Below are 19,789 nucleotides of genomic sequence, written 5' to 3'. Positions count from 1 at the left end.
TACACCATGTTCCAGCGCCTGCGCGAAGACATCGCATTGATTCTTGAACGCGACCCGGCAGCCCGCTCGGCATGGGAGGTGCTCACCTGCTACCCGGGCCTGCATGCGCTGATGTTCCACCGCCGTGCCAACTGGCTCTGGCATCACGGCTTCAAGTGGTTGGCGCGTTGGGTGTCGCACTGGGGCCGTTTCCTCACCGGCATCGAGATTCACCCCGGCGCTCGCATCGGCCGCAAGGTCTTCATCGATCATGGCATGGGCATCGTCATCGGCGAGATGGCTGAGATCGGCGAGGGCTGCACCATCTACCAGGGCGTGACGCTTGGCGGCACCTCGCTGGTGAAAGGTGCCAAGCGTCACCCGACGCTCGGCCCCGGCGTCATCGTCGGCGCGAACGCCTCGGTACTCGGGGGCTTCACCGTCGGTGCCGGTGCGCGCATCGGCTCGGGCGCTGTCGTCACCAAGCCGGTGCCGGCAGGCGCGACCGCCGTGGGCAACCCGGCCCGCATCATCGAGGCGGCCAGCGAGCAGGCGCGCGAGGAGGCCGCCGCCAAGATGGGCTTCTCGGCCTACGGTGTGACGCAGGGCGACGACCCGGTTGCGATGGCCATGCGTGGCCTGATCGACAGCGCCTCGGGCCACGAACACCAGATCGCCCTGCTGTGGTCGGCCGTGTGCAAGCTGTCGGAGCGGCAGGGCCAGCCGGTGGGCGATTGCGTGCCCTGCGATGCCCAGCGTGACGAGAACTTCGACGCGGCCGAGCTGACGCGGCTCGTCAAGTAGCCGGCGCTCGTTGCGCTGACTTCGGCCGGAACGCCTTGCAGACCTCGTCACGCGTTTCGAGGTAGGGCCCGCCGATCAGGTCGATGCAATAGGGCACGGCCGCGAAGATGCCGCTGGCCTTTTCATGGCCCGCCAGCGTCTCCGCAATTGCCTTGGGTTGGCCGGGCAGATTGATGACCAGCGCCTTGCCGCGGATGACGGCGACCTGTCTGGACAGGATGGCCGTCGGCACGAAGTGCAGCGAGATCTGGCGCATCTGCTCGCCGAAGCCGGGCATCACCCGGTCACCGACGGCCAGCGTCGCCTCGGGCGTCACGTCACGCGGCGCGGGGCCGGTGCCGCCGGTGGTCAGCACCAGGTCGCAGCGTTCGACGTCGACCAGTTCGACCAGCGCGGCCGAGATGCCGGCCTGCTCGTCGGGAATGAGGCGAGGCACGAACTCGATCGTGTTGTGCAGCGCACTCGTGAGCCATTCCTTCAGCGCGGGCAGGCCCTTGTCTTCATAGACGCCGCTGGAGGCGCGGTCGCTGATCGAAACGATGCCGATCCGTACCGTGTCAGCAATCGGGTCACTCATCGTCGGCCGCGACTTCAGACGCCTTGATGAACTGGAACAGCTCGCGGAAGGCGCGGCCGCTGCGCTGTTCGGGCTCGTTGGCCGCGTCCTTGCGTGCCGCGCGCACGAGGCTGCGGAGCTGCTGGATGTCGACGTCGGCGTGCTCGGCCAGGAACTCCTGCAGCGCGTCGTCACTGGCCAGCAGGCGTTCGCGCCAGCGCTCGGACTGGTGCAGCCTGAGACTGTCCTGCGCATGGCCGAGCTTGAAGGCAGCCACGGCTTCACGGATCGGCTCGGGGTCGATCTTGCGCATCAGTTTGCCGATGTACTGGATCTGCCGGCGCTTGCCCTCGAAGTTGGTGATCTTCTTGGCGTGACGCAGCGCGTCGTACAGGATCTCAGGCAGGGCCAGCGGCTCCCAACGCGACTCGGGCAGCGCCATCAGGTCTTCGCCAAGCTTCTGCAGCGCGGTCATGTCGCGCTTGAGCTGGCTCTTGCTGGGGCGGTCGAAGTCGTCGTCGTCTTCGAGTTCAGGGATGGGATCGTGCATCGCGGTGCGGAGGAGGGCAGGGTCTTATCATTGTCCCCCACCCCATTTCACCGGCGCCGGCATCGCCCGGCGCTTTGCTTTCATGCCCCAGCCCCAGAACGGTTTTGCCTACAGCCCCGAGCAGTTCCAGCAGTGGATCGAGGATGCGCTCGGCGAAGCAAAAAAACTCGGTGCGACGGATGCCGGCGCCGAGGTCTCGGAAGGCTGCGGCCTGTCGGTGTCGGCGCGCTTGGGGCAGCTGGAGAACGTTGAGCGCAACCGCGACAAGTCGCTGGGCATCTCGGTCTACCTGGGCCAGCGCCGCGGCAATGCCAGTACGTCGGACTTTTCGCCCCAGGCGATTCGCGACACGGTGCGTGCGGCCTATGACATCGCGCGTTTCACGGCCGAAGACGAGTTCGCCGGCCTGCCTGACGAAGCCGACCTCGCGCTGGATGCGGCCGCGCGGCCCGAGCTGGATCTTTTCCACCCGTGGAACATCGACGCGGCCCAGGCCGCCGAGATCGCGCTGCGCTGCGAGGCCGCGGCGCTGGCGGTCGACAAGCGCATCACCAACAGCGAGGGCGCGGCCGTGTCGGCCCAGCAGTCGCACTTCTGGATGGGCAATACGCGCGGCTTCCGGGGCGGCTACGCGAGCTCGCGGCATTCGCTGTCGGTAGCGCCGATTGCCGGCCGCGGCGCGGGCATGCAGCGCGACGCCTGGTACAGCTCCATGCGGGATGCCGCCGACCTGGCCTCGGCCGAGGCGGTCGGCCGCTATGCGTCGGAGCGGGCGCTGTCGCGCCTGAAGGCGCGCAAGGTCGCGACGGCCGAGGTGCCAGTGCTGTTCGAGAGCACCGTCGCCATCGGCCTGCTGGGTGCGCTGGTGCAGGCGACCAGTGGCGGCGCGCTGTACCGCCGCACGACGTTTCTGCTCGACAGCCTGGGCAAGCCGGTCACCGCGTCGCACATCGACATCTCCGAGGACCCGCATGTGCCCAAGGGCAAGGGCAGCTCGCCCTTCGATGACGAAGGTGTCGTGACGCGCGCGCGCTCGGTCGTCGAGGGCGGCGTGCTGCAGGGCTATTTCCTGTCCAGCTATTCGGCGCGCAAGCTCGGCATGAAGACGACCGGCCATGCCGGCGGCTCGCACAACCTGCGCATGACCAGCCGCGCGACGGCGCCCGGCGACGACCTGCCAACGATGATCCGCCGCCTCGGCCGCGGCCTGCTCGTGACCGAGCTGATGGGGCAGGGCGTCAACTACGTGACGGGTGACTACTCGCGCGGCGCCAGCGGCTATTGGGTCGAGAACGGCGAGATCGCCTATCCGGTCCACGAGGTGACCATCGCCGGCAACCTGAAGGACATGCTGCAGAACATCGTCGGCATCGGGGCCGATGAGTATTCGATGGGCACCAAGACCGTGGGCTCGGTGCTGGTCACTGGCATGAAGCTCGCCGGCGCGAATTGATGCCCCTCGCCTGGTGTGGCCTTGCTGGACGCAGGCCAGCCCAGTCGGTCCCCAGGGGGGACGGCGATGCTTGCGGCATTGAGCCGCAAGCATCGCCAGACGGGCCGGCTTCGGAGCGGCCCGGCGCTCGGCCCGAACTCATTTCAGCGTGGCTTGGCGCCGGGGTAAATCCCGGCCGGGTCGCCATGCGGGCTTCCTAGAATCGCCCAGTTTTTCTCTTCACGAATCCGAAAACAGGAGACATCCATGTCCATGGAACGACGTTCCTTCGTACGCAACGCAGGCCTTGCCGGCGTGCTGGCCGCAGGCGCCGCCCCCGCTATCGTTCAGGCACAGGCGCAAGTTCGCTGGCGGCTCGCATCGAGCTTCCCGAAGTCGCTGGACACCATCTACGGCGCCGCCGAGGTGTTCGCGAAGAAGGTCTCGGAAATGACCGGCGGCAAGTTCCAGATCTCGGTGCATGCGGGCGGTGAATTGATGCCGGCCTTCGGCGTCGTCGACGGCGTGCAGAACGCGACGGTCGAGATGGCGCACACGGCGCCTTACTACTTCTTCGGCAAGGACGAGACCTTCGCCATCGGCTGCGCCATCCCCTTCGGCCTGAACAGCCGCCAGATGACGGCTTGGCAATACGAAGGCAACGGCCTGAAGCTGATGCGGGAGTTCTACCGCAACTACAACATCATCAATTTCCCGATGGGCAACACCGGCGCGCAGATGGGCGGCTGGTATCGCAGGGAGATCAAGTCGGTCGCCGACGTGAAGGGCCTGAAGTTCCGCGTTGGTGGCTTTGCCGGCAGGGTCTGCGAGCGCATGGGCATGGTGCCGCAGAACATCCCCGGTGGTGAGATCTACCAGGCGCTGGAAAAGGGCACCATCGACGCGGCCGAGTGGGTCGGCCCCTATGACGATCTGAAGCTCGGTTTCTTCAAGGTCGCGCCCTTCTATCACTACCCCGGCTGGTGGGAGGGCGGCCCTCAGCTCGATCTCTACATCAACACCAAGGCCTATGAAGGCCTGTCGGCCGAGTACAAGGCGGTGGTCGAGGCGGCATCTGCCTATGCCCACGTGGAGATGCAGGCCAGGTATGACGCCCGTAATCCCCAGGCATTGACGCAATTGCTGGCCAACAAGACCAAGCTGGTGCAAATGCCGCTGGACGTGATGGACCTGGCGTTCAAGGAGTCGATGGCGCTCTACAGCGACCTGTCGGCCAAGAACCCGAACTGGAAGAAGGTCTACGCAGACTACGCGGCGTTCCGGAAGGACAGCAACCGCTGGTTCCGCTACACCGAAGCCATCTTTGACCGCTACATGCAGAACAAGGTCAACCAGCTCTGAGTAGCCCGACGGGCGTGCCGCGCCGCGAAGAAGGCCCCGCATTGCGGGGCCTTTTTTCTGGTCACTCCGGCGACGGCGCCGAGGCCGGCGCCTCGCCGTCCATCGGCTCGACCGGGACCATGTCGAACATGTCGTCCTTGGGCGCCATCCGTTCCATGGCTGCTTCCGCGTCGATCTTCTCGGTCACCTGGATGTTGCCCGCGACGAGCTGCGGGAAGGCGATCACGGTGGCCACCATCACCAGCTGAAGCACGATGAAGGCGATCGAGCCCTTGTAGATCTGGGCGGTGGAGACGGCGGGGATGGTGGCGTTCGTGATTCGGTCCTGATAGTCCTTGTCGGGTGCCACGCTGCGCAGATAGAACAGCGCAAAACCGAAGGGCGGCGTCAGGAAAGATGTCTGCAGATTCATCGCGACGATGACGCCGAACCAGATCATCACCATGTCGGGTGGCATGCCCGGCACCAGCGCCGGCAAGATCTTTTCAGCCACCGGCGCAAGGATGGGCACGACGATGAAGGCGATCTCGAAGAAGTCGATGAACATGCCGAGCACGAAGATCAGCAGGTTCACGATGACCAGGAAGCCGAGCGCGCCGCCCGGCATGTTGTCGAACAGGTGCTCTACCCAGATATGGCCGTCGGCCGCATTGAAGGTGAAGCTGAACACCGTGGAGCCGATCAGGATGAAGAGCACAAAGCACGACAGGCGCAATGTGTTGTCCAGCGCCTGATTCAGCAGCTTCAGCGACAGCCGCCGTTTGACCAGCGCCATGACCAGCGCACCAACCGCGCCCATGGCGCCGCCCTCCGTGGGCGTGGCGACGCCCAGGAAGATGGTGCCAAGCACCAGGAAGATCAGCACGAGTGGCGGAATCAGCACGAAGGTCACCTGCTGTGCCAGGCGCGACAGCAGGCCCAGGCGCAGGAACTTGTTGGCCAGCGCCAGGCCCCAGGCGACCAGCGCGCCAACCGTCATGGACAGAATCAGCCGCTCGTCTTCGGGGGCCGCCAACTCGCGTCCGATCAGCGGGTTGATGAGCCGCTCATGCTGGCCATGCCACAGCCAGCCGACGCCCACGCAGACCAACATCAGCACCAGCAGCGAGCGGTAGCCCGGCGAGCCGTCGGCTTCCTTGTAGATGCGGGCCTCGGGCGGCAGCGCCGGCACCCAGGACGGCTTGACGATGGCAACGGCGATGATGAACAGCAGATAGAGCCCCACCAACAGCAGCCCTGGCACCAACGCCCCCGCATACATGTCACCCACGGAGCGGCCGAGTTGGTCGGCGAGCACGATGAGCACCAGCGATGGCGGAATGGCCTGCGCCAACGTGCCGCTGGCCGTGATGGTGCCGGTCGCGATGCTGCGGTTGTAGCCGTAGCGCAGCATGATAGGCAGCGAGATCAGGCCCATGCTGATGACGGCCGCAGCCACCACGCCGGTGGTCGCCGCCAGCAGCGCGCCGACCAGCACGACGGCAATCGCCAGACCGCCGCGCACCGGGCCAAAGACCTGGCCGACGGTCTCGAGCAGGTCCTCGGCCATGCCGGAGCGCTCAAGGATGATGCCCATCAAGGTGAAGAAGGGGATCGCCAGCAGCGTGTCGTTCTGCATGATGCCGAAGACACGCAGCGGCAGCGCCTGGAACAGGTTCGCGCCGATGCTCAGCACCTCGGGGTGTACGCCGCTCAGCGTCATGCCGATCCAGCCAAAGAGCAGGCCCGTGGCCGCCAAGCCGAACGCCACCGGGATGCCAGACAGCAGCATCAAAAAGAGCCCCGCAAACATGAGGGGCACGAAATTCTGCGCAATCCACAGCGTCATGCCTTGCCCTCCAGTTCGGGGACGAGCGGCTCGGGCTGCTCGCGTGAGAACGGCTGTTCGAGGTGACCACCGAGGAAGGCGAATCGCTTGATCAGTTCGGACAGTGCCTGCAGCAGCAGCAGCAGGAAGCCCGCCGGAATCATGAGCAGCACCGGCCAGCGGACCAGCCCGCCGGCGTTCTGGCTCATCTCGCCGGAGACCCAGGCGTTGTGGAAAACCGGCCAGGACAGGTGCATCAGCAGCAGCGCCAGCGGCACGATGATGGCGACGATGCCGACGATGTCGATCAGCGCGTTGGTTCGCATCGACAGCTTGTTGGACAAGAAGTCGATACGCACGTGGGCGTTCTTCAGGAACACATAGCCCGCGGCAAGCAGAAAGCAGGCCGAGAACAAGTACCACTGCACTTCAAGATAAGCATTGGAGCCGATGTCGAAGGCTTTGCGCATCGCTGCGTTGCCGGCGCTGATCAGCACGGACGCCAGAATCAACCAGCGCATCAGCCGGCCGGTGGCCAGGCTGATTGCGTCAATCGCTCGACTGATTGATAGAAGAAATCCCACCGCGCTGCACCTTGAATCAGGACCCGCCCGGGCCGGGCGAAGAGGCGCGCGATTCTATGAGCAGCTACAGGCGGCGCCGACCTTCAGACGTCGCGATTGGCCTGGGCGAACAGGTTGGCCGAACGCGCACCGGAGCGGCAGAAGACGAGCAGTGGTCGCGGCAGCTCAGCGAGCAGGTCCGCGAAGGCAGCGATCTGTTGTGGCGATTGGTAGCCGCCGGCGACGGGCAGATGGCGGTACTCCATGCCTGCAGCCACCGCGGCTGCCTCGATGGCGGCTGAGGTCGGTTGATCGGGGCCGTGCTCGAAGTCGGGTCGGTTGTTGACGACGGCGCGAAAGCCCATGGCTGCGGCTTCCGCCATGGCCTCGGGCGTCAGCTGCGGAGCGACGCAAATGTCGGGTGTCAGGGCTTGCAGGGGCAGGGTCATGAGGGCTCCTTACTTCGTCAGCGCGGCCTTGACCGCGGCAGACACCGTGCTCATCTCCGCCACACCGCCGAGGGCCGCCTTGGCGGCGGCCATGACCTTGCCCATGTCGGCAGGACCGCTGGCGCCCAATTCGGCAACGATGGCGCCGACCTTCTCGGCCACTGCCTCGGCGGACAAGCGCTCAGGAAGATAAGCCTGGAGCACAGCCAGCTCGGCAGTTTCCTTGGCGACAAGGTCGTCACGGCCGGCGGCGCCGAACTGGCTGATCGAGTCCTTGCGCTGCTTGATCAGCTTGTCGACGATGGCCACCAGGGCCGTGTCGTCCACGACGACGCGTTCGTCCACTTCCTTCTGCTTGACGGCGGCCAGCAGGCCACGGATCGTCAGCAGACGGTCGCTTTCCTTGGCGCGCATCGCGGCCTTCATGTCTTCGGTGATGCGGTCTTTGAGGCTCATGGCGGTGGCAGAGGTTGAGAAAGACAAAAACCCGCGACAGCGTCCTGTGGCGGGTTTTGGTATCAACCGGAGCTGTTACTGAAACAGGCTCCGGATCGCGTCAGACGATCAGAACAGCTTCTTCGGCAGCTGCATGCTGCGCACGCGCTTGTAGTGGCGCTTGACGGCAGCAGCCTTCTTGCGCTTGCGCTCGGCGGTGGGCTTCTCGTAGAACTCGCGGGCGCGCAGTTCGGTCAGCAGGCCCAGCTTCTCGATGGTGCGCTTGAAACGGCGCAGGGCGACGTCGAACGGTTCGTTTTCCTTGACGCGGATGGTGGTCATTTAATTCCTTCGGATTGCGCTCGGTGTTCGCAGCTGGGATCAGCAGCAGGTTCCGGATTACTGCTTCTCTTGAGTCTTCATCGAGAAGTGCAGCGAATCGACGCGCGGGGTTTGCCAGCAAAGCCGGGGATTGTAGCCAGGAAATCAAGGACTTGCCAAGAGCTGCTCAGGTCGGGACTGAAACGTCCGCCATGGCATGCGCGCACGCTGCAGCGCTGGCCCAGGCCCATTGGAAGTTGTAGCCGCCCAGCCAGCCCGTCACGTCCACGACCTCGCCGATGAAATAAAGCCCGGGAACGCGCTTGCTCTCCAGCGTTTGGGAACTCAGGTCTTTGGTGCTGACGCCGCCGCGCATGACCTCGGCCTTGCGCCAGCCTTCATCGCCGCTGGGCATCAACTGCCAATCGTGCACGCTGCGGCCCAGCCGTTGCAGATCGGCGTCGCGGCAATCCGGCAGCGGCCGGGCAGCGTCCAGCCCTGCGCGTTCCAGCCAGGTGGCAGCCAGGCGCTGCGGCAGCCGCGCGGCCAGCTCGTTGCCCAGCTGGCGCCGCGACGCGCTCTTGGCTTCCGGCAGTTCCTTGTCCAACTGCAACTCAGGCGCAAGGTTGATCTGCAGGGACTGCTCGGCCGCCCGGTAGCTGGAAATCTGCAGGATGGCCGGGCCACTGAGGCCGCGGTGTGTGAACAACAGGTCTTCCAGAAAGCGCATGCGCGCCTTGCCCGTGCCGCAGGACACCTCGACTGGCAGAGACAGCCCGGCCAGCGCGGCAAACGGCGCCCAGACGTCTGGGGCGAAGGTCAGCGGAACCAGCGCTGGGCGCGGCTCGACGATGGCGTGCTCGAAGCGCTTGGCCAGGCGCAGGCCCCAGTCACTGGCGCCGATCTTGGGAACAGGCAGGCCACCGGTCGCCACCACGACGCGCTGCGTTTTCACGGGCCCCTGGCTGGTGTCGAGCTCAAAACTGCCCTCGCCAGAGCGCCGCACGTCAGCCACCGTGCAAGGCTGCCACCGCTTGACGCCGCCAGCCTCGCATTCCTTGACCAGCATCTGGATGATCTGCTCGGCGGAGTCGTCGCAGAACAACTGGCCCTTGTGCTTTTCGTGAAAGGCGATGCCGTGGTTCTGCACCAGCTTGACGAAGTCCTGCGGCGTGTAGCGGGCCAGCGCCGAGCGGCAAAACGCCGGGTTCTCGGACAGGAAGTTGGATGGTGCGACATCGCGATTCGTGAAATTGCACCGGCCGCCGCCGGAGATACGAATCTTTTCTGCCAGTTTCGGCGAGTGGTCGATCAGCAGCACTTTGAGCCCACGCTGGCCGGCCAGCCCAGCGCAGAACAGGCCCGCGGCGCCCGCGCCGACCACCACCGCGTCGAATCCCTGCATATGCCTCCCGTGAATGGGGCCGCATTGTCGCGGGTGGGTGCAACGAAACTCGTTAGGATTCAAGCCGGGTAGCAAACGGGCCTTCTAGGGGGGAGGCCCGATTCACGGGGTGGCACGGTCTTGCTGGTGCTACTTTCGCCCCACTACATTCCTCCGAACATCTTGGCATTGCGGCTGTGCCGTGAGCGCTTGACCGCATTTAACGATTCATGGATATGACCGCAGACCAGACCGCGATGCAGCCGGAGCCCGGCAGCTTGGCGCATTGGCTGGCCGGTCATGCCGAATTGGGCAGCGAGGCGCTGGCCGGCCTTGTCGCGCTCATCGAGCCGCTGGGCAGTCAGGCAGCCATCAAGGCGGTCGCCACAGGCCGCTATGTGTTCGCCAGCGCAGGCTTGGCGCAGATGTTCGAGCGTCAGGAAGTTGTCGGCCACACCGACGCCGAACTGCTCAAGCCCGACGAGACGACGGCTCTGCGCCGCGTCGAGCAGACGGTGATGGCCCAGCGCCATCCGGTCGTCAGCGAGCACAAGCTGGAGATCAACCACCGCCGGCGCGAGTTCAGCGTGACGCGGCTTGCACTCAGCCCGGATTTCCTGCTGGCCGTCTGGCATGAGCGCACCGAAGAGCGCCACCGCGAGGCGCATCTGCAGCGAGCGCTGGCCCAGATCGAGCAGCAGCAAAGCTCCATCGAGCAGATCCGCCGTGAGCTGCAGCAGGGCTCAGGTCGCGACGATGTCTCGGGCCTCTATATGCGCGCCCAGTTTGATGACCAGTTGCTGCGCGAGATTGATCTGTCCTCGCGTGAGCATCGCGAGTTCGCGCTGGTGGTCATCGCGCTTGACGCTTCCTCTGCAGTGGCTGGCCTGGGTGAAGACGCCCAGCAACGCCTGCTTGAAGGCATGGGCCGCATGCTGCGTGCGAACACGCGGGCGATGGACTCTGCCTGCCGGATCGGTGCACAGCGCTTCGCGGTGCTGCTCTCGGGCGTTGGCCTGGCAACGGCTCATGCGCGCATGGAGCAATTGCGCCGCCAGTGCGCCGCCCAGATCGTCGTGTTGAACGGGCAGGACCTGGGACTGTCGATCTCGATGGGCGTGTCCAGCTTCCCGCACACCGCATCGCGTCAGGAAGAGCTGATGGCTGCCAGCGAGGCGGCCGTGCACGAGGCTCAGCGCCGCGGCGGCAACCAGGTCGTGCTCGCGTCCATCGCCTTCGGCTAAAGCGCCGACAGGCCCTGCCAGAGCATGTAGGCGGCAAGGGCGAACAGCAGCGTCGCGAAGACCTTTTTCAGCTGGGCCACGTTCATCGCATGCGCGGCGCGCGCACCGAGTGGTGCCATGGTCACGCTTGCCGCAGCGATCAATGCCAGTGCGGGCAGGTAGAGATAGCCGAAGCCGCCCGGCAGCGCGGCCTCCATGCCCCAGCCGCCGATGACATAGCCCAGGGTGTTCGCGACCGCGATGGGGAAGCCAAGCGCCGCGCTCGTGGCTACGGCCAAATGCACTGGAACGTTGCACCACACCATGAACGGCACGCTGACGAAGCCGCCGCCCGCGCCCACGAGTCCAGACAGCAGGCCGATGCCGGCGCCTGCGCCGACCTGGCCCGTGGCACCGGGCATCTGTCGGCTGGGCGCCGGACGCTTGTTGCGCAGCATCTGCCAGCCCGAGAAGCTGACGAACACCGCGAACACCAGTGCGAGCCAGGCGCCCCTGACGAGTGCAAACAAGCCCGCGCCAGCCAGAAGGCCACCGATGAGGATGCCCGGCGCCAGGCCCTTCACGAGATCCCAGCGCACGGCACCGCGCTTGTGATGGGCGCGCACGCTGGACAGCGACGTGAACATGATGGTCGCCATCGACGTTGCGATGGCCATCTTGACCGCCAGGCCGGGCTCGACGCCACGCTCGCCGAGGATGAAGGTCAGGATGGGCACCATCAGCATGCCGCCGCCGATGCCTAGCAAGCCGGCCAGAAACCCGGCCCCCAATCCAAGCGCGACCAATTCGGCGATAAGGCTGGCCGTCATTTGGAGGTCAGACGCTTCAACACCGACTGCCATTCGGCAGGCGTGACCGGCGTGATCGACAGCCGGTTGCCGCGCTGCAGCACCTGCATGGACGCAAGCTCGGGCGCCTCGCGCATTTCCTTCAGGCTCAGCAGTCGCGTCGTCCGGCGCCAACGCACGTCGACGTGCACCCAACGGGGCGCGTCCGGCTTGGACTTGGCGTCGTAGTAGTGGCTGCTCTCATCGAACTGCGTCGCATCTGGGTAGGCCGCGCTGCAGACCTCGGCCAGGCCCGCGATGCCGGGCTCCGGGCATGACGAGTGATAGAAGAGGACACCATCGCCAACGCGCATGTCATCGCGCATGAAGTTGCGCGCCTGGTAGTTGCGCACACCGGTCCACGGCAGCGTGCCGGCGCTTTCCAGGTGGAGGACGGAGGCCTCGTCGGGCTCAGACTTCATCAGCCAGTAGTTCATGGGCTGATGCTAAGTGCGAAGAAGGTGTCCACCGCAATCCGGGGGGCCGAGATCCTGAACACCCAGGGGTAATCAGGTGGGCGAGGTCAGCCGGACTTCGGGTTCATCTGACGCGAGACGATCACGCCCGTCCGGCATTTTCCAAGCCCTTGCTCATAGAGCATCGGATGAAGGAAATAAAGCCCCGGGGAAAGCGGTGGACGGGGCAGATTCTAAGACTCAGAGCAACTGGCCGTCGTTTCCGAGTGCTTCATCCAGTCGCTTGATGAGGGCATCGACCTCGGGCGGAGAGGCAGGCGTAGACGTACCGGCGCCAACCGGCGCTTCGACAAGCTGGTAAGCAAGATTCAGCGCAGCCAGCACGGCGATGCGCTCGCGTGCCTTGACCTTGCCGGCGTCGCGAATGGCGCTCATTTCACGGTCCACATGGGCCACCGCGGCCGTCAGCGCGGCTTCACCGCCTTCCGGGCAGCCGAGCAGATAGCCCTGGCCCATGATGGTCACTTCCATCTGCTTCATGCGTCTTCCTTGGGCGCCTCGATGGGCAGCCGTTCCAACAGCGCGTCGACGCGCGCCCGCGCCGCGTTCAAGCGCGAGCGCAGGCTGTCGCGCTCCTGAGTGAGGATGCCGATCTGCTCCAGCAGCAGCGCGTTCGTGCGGGTGACCTCGTCGTGGCGCAACAGCAGGCGTTCGACGCGGTCGGTCAGATCGTTGAGACTGGCCATGGGTGAAGGTGAGTCAAGCGACAGCGGATTTTAGGAGGCGGCCGGTGTCGCACTCATCGTTGACGGCGCAAACATGGCAAAGCGGCTTGCGCGCCTGGCAGACATAGCGGCCATGCAGGATCAGCCAGTGGTGGGCGTCCACGAGATAGTCGGTCGGCACGCGGTCCAGCAGCCCCATCTCGACGGCGATGGGCGTCTTGCCGGGCGCCAAGCCGGTGCGATTGCTGACCCGAAAGATGTGCGTGTCGACGGCCATCGTCGGCTCGCCGAAGGCGACGTTGAGCACGACGTTGGCCGTCTTGCGGCCGACGCCGGGCAGGGCTTCCAACTCGGTGCGCGAGCGCGGAACGTCGCCACCATGCAGGTCGATGAGCATGTGGCAGGTCTGCAGCAAGTGCTTGGCCTTGCTGCGGTACAGGCCGATGGTCTTGATGTACGACTCCAGGCCGTCCTGGCCGAGGGCGAGGATCTGTGCGGGCGTGTTGGCCGCAGCGAACAGGCGCTTGGTGGCCTTGTTGACGCCGACGTCGGTGGCTTGGGCGGACAGGAGCACAGCCGTCAGCAGCTCGAACACGCTGGCGAACTCCAGCTCCGTCTGTGGCGCCGGGTTGGCGGCTTTGAGCGTGGCGAAAAAAAGTGCGACCTGGTTCGCGTTCATGCCAGATTGTCAGCCTCGTTTTGCACGAGCACGGGCCAGCGCGGCTTCGATGGCTGCGCGCTTGCGGTCGAGTTGCGCTGGATCGGTGATGGCTGACGCGGCCGCCAGGTCGGCCAGCTTGGCTTGGGCGCTTGCGGCCAGCCGCGCCTCGTTCTCCTCCGCCTCGCGATGACGGCGGAACTTGCGGAAGATATAGCGCTCGCGGGCTTCATCAGCCTGCGGCTGGCTCCAGGCGGCCCAGCCGGTGGCGGTCGTGACCTCGGGCATGGAGATGCAGTCCACCGGGCAGGCGGGCACGCACAGCTCGCAGCCGGTGCATTGGGCGGTCACGACCACGTGCATCGCCTTCGGCGCGCCGACGATGCAATCCGCCGGACAGGCCTTGATGCACAGCGTGCAGCCTATGCACCAGGCTTCGTCGATGACGGCGACGCCGCGTGTCGCTTCAACGCCATTGATGGGGTTCAGCGGGCGGGCAGGGCGCCCGGTGATCGCCGCCAACCGTGCGACGCCTTCCGCGCCGCCCGGCGGGCATTGGTTGATGTGGGCCTGCTTCGCGTCGATGGCGTCGGCGTAGCTGCGGCAGTCCGGGTAGCCGCAACGGGTGCATTGGGTCTGCGGCAGCGCCGCGTCGATCAGATCGGCGAGGTTCACGCTTTCCGACGTGGGCGTGGGGCCGGGGCGGTCGCCTTGGCCGTCGTGGCCTTGGCGGTCTTCTTCAGCGGCGCGGCTTCGTACTTGGCGATGAAGTCGCGCACCTCGGGGTAAACGTTGTCGCGCCAGCGGCGGCCCGAGAAGATGCCGTAGTGGCCGGCGCCTTCGACGTCGTAGTGGAACTGGTGCTGCTTGGGTACGCCCGAGCAGAGGTCGTGCGCGGCCTTGGTCTGGCCGGCGCCGGAGATGTCGTCCAGCTCGCCTTCGACAGTCAGCAGCGCCGTGGTCGTGATGTCCTGCGGGCGCACGAACTCGCCATTGACCTGCCAGGTGCCGTTGACGAGCGCGAAATCCTGGAAGACGGTCTTGATGGTGTCGAGGTAGTACTCGGCGGGCATGTCGAGCACGGCGTTGTACTCGTCATAGAAGCGCCGGTGCGCCTCGGCGCCCTCGTCGTCGCCGCGCACCAGGTCAAGGAAGTAGTCGTAGTGCGAGGTCAGGTGGCGGTCCGGGTTCATCGCCACGAAGCCGGTGTGCTGCAGGAAGCCCGGATAGACCGCGCGGCCGGCGCCGGGGAAGTTGGTCGGCACGCGGTAGATGACGTTGTTCTCGAACCAGCTGTAGCTGCGGTTCATGGCCAGGTTGTTGACGGCCGTCGGGCTCTTGCGGGCGTCGATGGGCCCACCCATCATGGTCATGCTGCGCGGTGTCGGCTCGCCGCGGCTGGCCATCAGCGAGATGGCAGCCAGCACGGGCACGGTGGGTTGGCAGACAGAGATGACATGGCTGTCCGCGCCACCAACGTGGCGGATGAACTCCTGCACGTAGGCGATGTAGTCGTCCAGGTGGAAGGGACCGACATCCAACGACACCATGCGCGCGTCGGTCCAGTCGGTGATGTAGACCTTGTGTGTCTTGAGCAGCTGCTTGACGGTCTCGCGCAGCAGCGTGCTGTGGTGGCCCGACAGCGGCGCCACGACCAGCACGGTGGGCTGGTCCTTCATCTTGGCCAGCACCTTCAGGTCGTCCGTGTAGCGCTTGAAGCGCAGCAGCCGGCAGAAAGGCTTTTCCAGTGCCACCAGTTCCTGCACAGCCACGTCGACGCCATCCACCTCGACAGACCGGATGTCGAACTCGGGCTTCTCGTAGTCCTTGGCCAGGCGGTGTGCCAGGTCCAGGCCAGCGGACAGCCGCTGGGCCATCGGCGTGTGCGCGAACGGCGACAGCGGGTGGCTGTAGAGCTTGGCCGACGCGGCGGCGAACTCTGAAAAGGGGCTGAGCAGGGCGCGCTGGGTTTCGAAGAGCTGATACAGCATGGCAAACCTTGAATTAGGGGCCGGAACGGCCCGATGGTGCCAGAAAACGCTTTCGGCCTTGTGCGCTGCAACATCGGATGGGCGGATAAACCGCCAATCCTGCGCACTCGCAAGGTGCGCAGCCGGGCAGATCAGCCCCTGATGACCGCCGCCATCGCACTGGCGACGGTCGGCAGGTTGCCTTCATTCAGAGCGGCCACGCAGATGCGGCCCGAGTCCACGCCGTAAACGCCGAACTCGCTGCGCAAGCGCTGCATCTGCGGTGCCGACAGACCGGAGTAGCTGAACATGCCGAGTTGTTCGGTGACAAAGCCGAGGTCTTCCGTCACGCCCGCTGTCTTCAGCGCCGTCACCAGCGCGCCACGCATCGCCTTGATGCGCGTGCGCATGCCGGCCAATTCCTCTTCCCACAACGCGCGCAACTTGTCGTCGGACAGCACTTGCGCGACGACCTGCGCACCATGCGTGGGCGGGTTGGAGTAATTGGTGCGAATCATGATCTTGAGCTGCGACAACACGCGCGCGGCTTCTTCATCGCTGCTGCAGACGACGCTCAGCGCACCGACGCGTTCGCCATAGAGCGAGAAGCTCTTGGAGAAGCTGGTCGACACGAAGAAGCCGACGCCGGCGGCCATGAACTGGCGCACAGCCTCGCCGTCTTCCTTCAAGCCGAAGCCAAAGCCTTGGTAGGCCATGTCCAGGAAGGGCGTCAAACCCCTCTCCTTGATGGCAGCGACAACCTCGGCCCATTGGGCTGCCGTGATGTCATAGCCGGTCGGGTTGTGGCAGCAGGCGTGGAGCACGACGACGGTGCCGGCGGGCGCTGCGTTCAGCGCGTCCAGCATGCCGTCAAAGTTGATGCCCTTCTTTGCAGCGTCGTAGTAGGGATAGGTTTCGACCGTGAATCCGGCCTGCGTGAAAAGCGCGCGGTGGTTCTCCCAGCTCGGGTCGGAGATCAGCACCTTGGACGCCGGGTTGAGCTGCTTCAGGAAGTCCGCGCCGATCTTCAACGCGCCAGTGCCGCCCAGGGCTTGAACGGTGGCGACATTCTTCAACTCGCTGCCGAAGACCAGCTTCTGCACCGCCTTGTCATAGGCGGCGATGCCGTCGATAGGCAGATAGCCACGCGGCTTCGGGGCGGCGGCCATGGCGGCCTCGGCCTCTCGCACGCACTTCAGCAGCGGCAGCTTGCCGGCTTCGTCGTAGTAGACGCCGACGCCGAGGTTGACCTTGCCCGAGCGGGTGTCGGCGTTGAACTGCTCGTTCAGGCCGAGGATGGGATCACGGGGGGCAAGGGCGACATCGGCGAACAAAGACATGACGGGTTTCCTGAAGGGACGTTGGCAGTAGGGGAGGCTTGAAGAATCAGGGTCTGCGCTAACCTGCCTGGTTTCGCAGCGCAGCAATTTTGCCCTTGAACCCAGGGATTCCCCCATGCAAGAAGCCTTGAACGCCATGCCCGGCTCCGAAAGCGACACGGAGGAGCGCAAGGGCGAATTCGTCAGCTTCGAAGGCTCGCCGTTTCAGCTGTTCCAGCCTTTCCCGCCAGCGGGTGACCAGCCGACCGCCATCGCCCAGCTTGTCGACGGCATCAACGATGGCCTCAGCTACCAGACGCTGCTGGGCGTCACCGGCTCGGGCAAAACCTTCACGATGGCCAATGTCATCGCCCGCCTGGGTCGCCCGGCCATCGTTTTTGCGCCCAACAAGACCCTGGCGGCCCAGCTGTACAGCGAGTTCAGGGACTTCTTTCCGAACAACGCGGTCGAGTACTTCGTCAGCTACTACGACTACTACCAGCCCGAGGCTTACGTACCGCAGCGCGACCTGTTCATCGAGAAGGACAGCGCGATCAACGAGCACATCGAGCAGCTGCGGCTGTCGTGCACGAAAAGCCTGCTGGAGCGGCGCGACGTCATCATCGTCGCGTCGGTCTCGGCCATCTACGGCATCGGCAACCCGAGCGATTACCACCAGATGATCATGACCCTGCGGGTGGGCGACAAGATGGGCCAGCGCGATGTCATCGCCCATCTGATCCGCATGCAGTACACCCGCAACGAGATGGAGTTCGTGCGCGGGCATTTCCGCGTGCGGGGCGACACCATCGACGTCTTTCCGGCCGAGCACTCGGAGCTGGCCATCCGCATCGAACTGTTCGACGACGAGATCGAGGCGCTGTCGCTGTTCGACCCGTTGACCGGCCACATCCGCCAGAAGATCCCGCGCTTCACCGTCTACCCGAGCAGCCACTACGTGACGCCGCGTGAGCGGGTGCTGTCGGCCACCGACGCGATCAAGCAGGAGCTGCGCGAGCGCGTCGACTTCTTCGTCAAGGAGGGCAAGCTGGTCGAGGCCCAGCGCGTCGAGCAGCGCACCCGGTTCGATCTGGAAATGCTGCAGGAGGTGGGCCACTGTCGGGGCATTGAGAACTACACGCGCCATCTGTCCGGCGCCCAGCCGGGCGACCCGCCGCCGACACTGGTGGACTACCTGCCGCCCGACGCCCTCATGTTCCTGGACGAAAGCCATGTGCTGATCGGGCAGTTCGGCGGCATGTACAACGGCGACCGGGCGCGCAAGACGACGCTGGTGGAGTACGGCTTTCGCCTGCCGTCCGCCCTGGACAACCGGCCGCTGAAGTTCGCCGAGTTCGAACGCAAGATGCGCCAGGCCATCTTTGTTTCAGCCACGCCGGCGCAGTACGAGCAGGACAACGCCGGCCAGGTCGTCGAGCAAGTCGTGCGACCCACCGGCCTGGTCGACCCGCTTGTCGAGGTTCGGCCGGCCACGCACCAGGTCGATGATGTGCTGCAGGAAATCAGGCTGCGCGTCGAGGTCAACGAGCGCGTGCTCATCACGACGCTGACCAAGCGCATGGCCGAGCAGTTGACGGACTACCTGAGCGACAACGGCGTCAAGGTGCGCTACCTGCACTCCGACGTCGACACCGTGGAGCGCGTCGAGATCCTGCGGGACCTGCGCCTCGGTGCATTCGACGTGCTGGTGGGTATCAACCTGCTGCGGGAAGGGCTGGACATCCCTGAGGTGTCCCTCGTCGCCATCCTGGATGCCGACAAGGAGGGCTTTCTCCGCGCCGAACGCAGCCTGATCCAGACCATCGGCCGCGCGGCCCGCAACGTCAACGGCAAGGCGATCCTCTACGGAGACCGCATCACCGAGTCGATGCGCAAGGCCATCGGCGAAACCGAACGCCGGCGCGCCAAGCAGATCGCCTTCAACGAGGAAAACGGCATCACGCCGCGCAGCGTGACCAAGCGCATCAAGGACCTGATCGACGGGGTCTACTCGGCGGAGTCCGGCCGCGACGATGCCAAGCTGCTCGCTGCCGCCAAGGTGGAGGACTTGTCCGAGAAGGACTTGGCCAAACGTATCGCCCAGCTCGAAAAGCAGATGCTGGAACACGCCCGCAACCTGGAGTTCGAGCAGGCCGCGCGCATGCGAGACCAACTCGCCCAACTGCGTGAGCAGGCCTTCGGCGCGCGCGTGCACGACAACATCGTCCCCTTGGACAGCGCACGCAAGAGCGGGGTGTCGCGCTAAAGCGATTACGGCCTGCAAAAACCCGCAGGAAGCTAGGGATACCCATCTACGCTGGGACGCGGCTTATTAGTCGAGTAAAATGATCGGAAATGATTCGCTCGGCTATTGTCCGGGCGTCCTGGGTTAACCCGGCTCATTTGTCCTGGACAAGTTGTGTACAGGAAGTCTCGCAAAGGAGTTTGTATGCGTCTCACCACCAAGGGCCGGTTTGCTGTCACCGCAATGTTGGACTTGGCGCTGCGCGAGAATACGGGCCCGGTGGCCCTGGCGGCGATCAGCCAACGGCAGCAGATTTCCCTCTCCTATCTGGAGCAGTTGTTCGGCAAGCTGCGCCGCCATGAACTGGTGGAAAGCACCCGTGGCCCGGGCGGCGGTTATTCGCTGGGCCGCAAGGCCGAGAACATCACCGTCGCCGACATCATCGTCGCCGTGGATGAGGCGCTGGACGCCACCGGCTGCGGCGGCAAGGAAAACTGCATGGGCGAAGACAGCGGCCGCTGCATCACCCATGAACTTTGGACCAATCTGAACGCCAAGATGATCGAGTACCTCGACTCCGTGTCTCTGCGCAAGCTGGCCGACGAGCAGCTTGCCAAGGGCTTCGAAGTCGAGGCCGCGCCCGTCAAGCGCGCGATCTCATCGCAGCCGGTACTCAAGCCGATCCGCGTGACCGCACCGAACTCGGTGTTCGCGCTCGGCAACGCCTTCAGCAAGTAAAGCAA

22 protein-coding genes are annotated in these 19,789 nt (G+C 65.3%); 6 read left to right on the top strand and 16 right to left on the bottom strand.

What is annotated here, in order from left to right; genetic code table 11:
* The first annotated feature begins 6 nt into the window (after positions 1–6).
* Positions 7–783, top strand: coding sequence for a serine O-acetyltransferase (cysE, locus tag ASC81_RS21100; RefSeq protein WP_056271516.1), 777 nt, complete (start codon positions 7–9; stop codon positions 781–783).
* Here the strand turns inward: cysE and mog are convergent.
* Entirely contained in the window at positions 776–1,360 is a 585-nt protein-coding gene (gene mog / locus ASC81_RS21095) for a molybdopterin adenylyltransferase (RefSeq protein ID WP_056271513.1), read from the bottom strand. The genes cysE and mog overlap by 8 nt on opposite strands.
* The gene (yjgA, locus tag ASC81_RS21090; RefSeq protein WP_056271511.1) at positions 1,353–1,889 is read right to left on the bottom strand and encodes a ribosome biogenesis factor YjgA; all 537 of its coding nucleotides are present in this window, start codon (positions 1,887–1,889) and stop codon (positions 1,353–1,355) included. Before yjgA ends, mog begins: the two co-directional genes overlap by 8 nt.
* Before the next feature lie 82 nt (positions 1,890–1,971).
* On the opposite strand from yjgA, the gene pmbA reads away from it, so the two are divergent.
* On the top strand, positions 1,972–3,342 hold the full coding sequence (gene pmbA / locus ASC81_RS21085; RefSeq protein WP_056271508.1) for a metalloprotease PmbA: 1,371 nt from the start codon (positions 1,972–1,974) through the stop codon (positions 3,340–3,342).
* A gap of 252 nt (positions 3,343–3,594) precedes the next feature.
* A complete protein-coding gene (locus tag ASC81_RS21080) occupies positions 3,595–4,683 on the top strand; it encodes a TRAP transporter substrate-binding protein (protein ID WP_056271505.1) in 1,089 nt (362 codons plus the stop codon).
* Positions 4,684–4,744: 61 nt separating this feature from the next.
* Here ASC81_RS21080 and ASC81_RS21075 read toward each other — a convergent pair whose 3' ends face one another.
* The 6 genes from ASC81_RS21075 to ASC81_RS21050 form a co-directional block, all read right to left on the bottom strand.
* Positions 4,745–6,511: a TRAP transporter large permease subunit gene (locus tag ASC81_RS21075; protein WP_082536694.1), complete on the bottom strand. Its 1,767-nt coding sequence runs from the start codon at positions 6,509–6,511 to the stop codon at positions 4,745–4,747.
* Positions 6,508–7,011, bottom strand: coding sequence for a TRAP transporter small permease subunit (locus tag ASC81_RS21070; RefSeq protein WP_235533722.1), 504 nt, complete (start codon positions 7,009–7,011; stop codon positions 6,508–6,510). The genes ASC81_RS21075 and ASC81_RS21070 overlap by 4 nt, the downstream gene beginning before the upstream one ends.
* A 146-nt stretch (positions 7,012–7,157) precedes the next feature.
* Positions 7,158–7,502, bottom strand: a complete 345-nt coding sequence (locus tag ASC81_RS21065; protein ID WP_056271498.1) for a TIGR01244 family sulfur transferase — start codon at positions 7,500–7,502, stop codon at positions 7,158–7,160.
* Between the two features lie 9 nt (positions 7,503–7,511).
* A complete protein-coding gene (locus tag ASC81_RS21060) occupies positions 7,512–7,958 on the bottom strand; it encodes a GatB/YqeY domain-containing protein (RefSeq protein WP_056271495.1) in 447 nt (148 codons plus the stop codon).
* 108 nt (positions 7,959–8,066) lie between these two features.
* Positions 8,067–8,279: a 30S ribosomal protein S21 gene (rpsU, locus tag ASC81_RS21055; RefSeq protein ID WP_056196873.1), complete on the bottom strand. Its 213-nt coding sequence runs from the start codon at positions 8,277–8,279 to the stop codon at positions 8,067–8,069.
* Positions 8,280–8,445: 166 nt separating this feature from the next.
* Entirely contained in the window at positions 8,446–9,663 is a 1,218-nt protein-coding gene (locus ASC81_RS21050) for an NAD(P)/FAD-dependent oxidoreductase (protein ID WP_056271493.1), read from the bottom strand.
* Positions 9,664–9,872: 209 nt separating this feature from the next.
* Between ASC81_RS21050 and ASC81_RS21045 the strand changes: the two genes are divergently transcribed.
* Positions 9,873–10,886, top strand: a complete 1,014-nt coding sequence (locus tag ASC81_RS21045) for a sensor domain-containing diguanylate cyclase (protein WP_235533721.1) — start codon at positions 9,873–9,875, stop codon at positions 10,884–10,886.
* Here ASC81_RS21045 and ASC81_RS21040 read toward each other — a convergent pair.
* From ASC81_RS21040 to ASC81_RS21005, 8 genes are all read right to left on the bottom strand, one after another.
* Complete coding sequence (locus ASC81_RS21040) at positions 10,883–11,695, bottom strand: sulfite exporter TauE/SafE family protein (RefSeq protein WP_056271490.1); 813 nt, start codon at positions 11,693–11,695, stop codon at positions 10,883–10,885. The two genes, ASC81_RS21045 and ASC81_RS21040, sit on opposite strands and share 4 nt — an antisense overlap.
* Positions 11,692–12,150 carry an EVE domain-containing protein gene (locus tag ASC81_RS21035; RefSeq protein ID WP_056271487.1) on the bottom strand — a complete coding sequence of 153 codons (459 nt, stop codon included), beginning with the start codon at positions 12,148–12,150 and terminating at the stop codon, positions 11,692–11,694. The genes ASC81_RS21040 and ASC81_RS21035 overlap by 4 nt, the downstream gene beginning before the upstream one ends.
* A 219-nt stretch (positions 12,151–12,369) precedes the next feature.
* The gene (locus ASC81_RS21030; protein ID WP_056271485.1) at positions 12,370–12,669 is read right to left on the bottom strand and encodes a cell division protein ZapA; all 300 of its coding nucleotides are present in this window, start codon (positions 12,667–12,669) and stop codon (positions 12,370–12,372) included.
* The gene (locus ASC81_RS21025) at positions 12,666–12,875 is read right to left on the bottom strand and encodes a hypothetical protein (RefSeq protein WP_056271482.1); all 210 of its coding nucleotides are present in this window, start codon (positions 12,873–12,875) and stop codon (positions 12,666–12,668) included. The genes ASC81_RS21030 and ASC81_RS21025 overlap by 4 nt, the downstream gene beginning before the upstream one ends.
* Positions 12,876–12,888: 13 nt before the next feature.
* The gene (nth, locus tag ASC81_RS21020; RefSeq protein ID WP_056271479.1) at positions 12,889–13,533 is read right to left on the bottom strand and encodes an endonuclease III; all 645 of its coding nucleotides are present in this window, start codon (positions 13,531–13,533) and stop codon (positions 12,889–12,891) included.
* Positions 13,534–13,542: 9 nt separating this feature from the next.
* Entirely contained in the window at positions 13,543–14,187 is a 645-nt protein-coding gene (gene rsxB, locus ASC81_RS21015; protein WP_056271476.1) for an electron transport complex subunit RsxB, read from the bottom strand.
* Complete coding sequence (locus ASC81_RS21010) at positions 14,184–15,503, bottom strand: polyhydroxyalkanoate depolymerase (RefSeq protein ID WP_056271473.1); 1,320 nt, start codon at positions 15,501–15,503, stop codon at positions 14,184–14,186. Before ASC81_RS21010 ends, rsxB begins: the two co-directional genes overlap by 4 nt.
* 131 nt (positions 15,504–15,634) lie before the next feature.
* Positions 15,635–16,822 (bottom strand): amino acid aminotransferase, encoded by a 1,188-nt coding sequence (locus tag ASC81_RS21005; RefSeq protein ID WP_056271470.1) that lies wholly within the window; start codon positions 16,820–16,822, stop codon positions 15,635–15,637.
* A gap of 115 nt (positions 16,823–16,937) precedes the next feature.
* On the opposite strand from ASC81_RS21005, the gene uvrB reads away from it, so the two are divergent.
* Together uvrB and iscR are read left to right on the top strand one after the other, a co-directional pair.
* Positions 16,938–19,067, top strand: a complete 2,130-nt coding sequence (gene uvrB / locus ASC81_RS21000; RefSeq protein WP_235533720.1) for an excinuclease ABC subunit UvrB — start codon at positions 16,938–16,940, stop codon at positions 19,065–19,067.
* 183 nt (positions 19,068–19,250) lie between these two features.
* Positions 19,251–19,784 (top strand): Fe-S cluster assembly transcriptional regulator IscR, encoded by a 534-nt coding sequence (iscR, locus tag ASC81_RS20995; RefSeq protein ID WP_056271467.1) that lies wholly within the window; start codon positions 19,251–19,253, stop codon positions 19,782–19,784.
* Positions 19,785–19,789: the final 5 nt, after the last annotated feature.

The sequence above is a fragment of the Pelomonas sp. Root405 genome (assembly GCF_001425165.1).
Classification (GTDB): Bacteria; Pseudomonadota; Gammaproteobacteria; order Burkholderiales; family Burkholderiaceae_C; genus Pelomonas.
The sequence above is the reverse complement of the archived record's forward strand: the minus strand, read 5'-3'. Positions and strand labels throughout refer to the sequence as shown.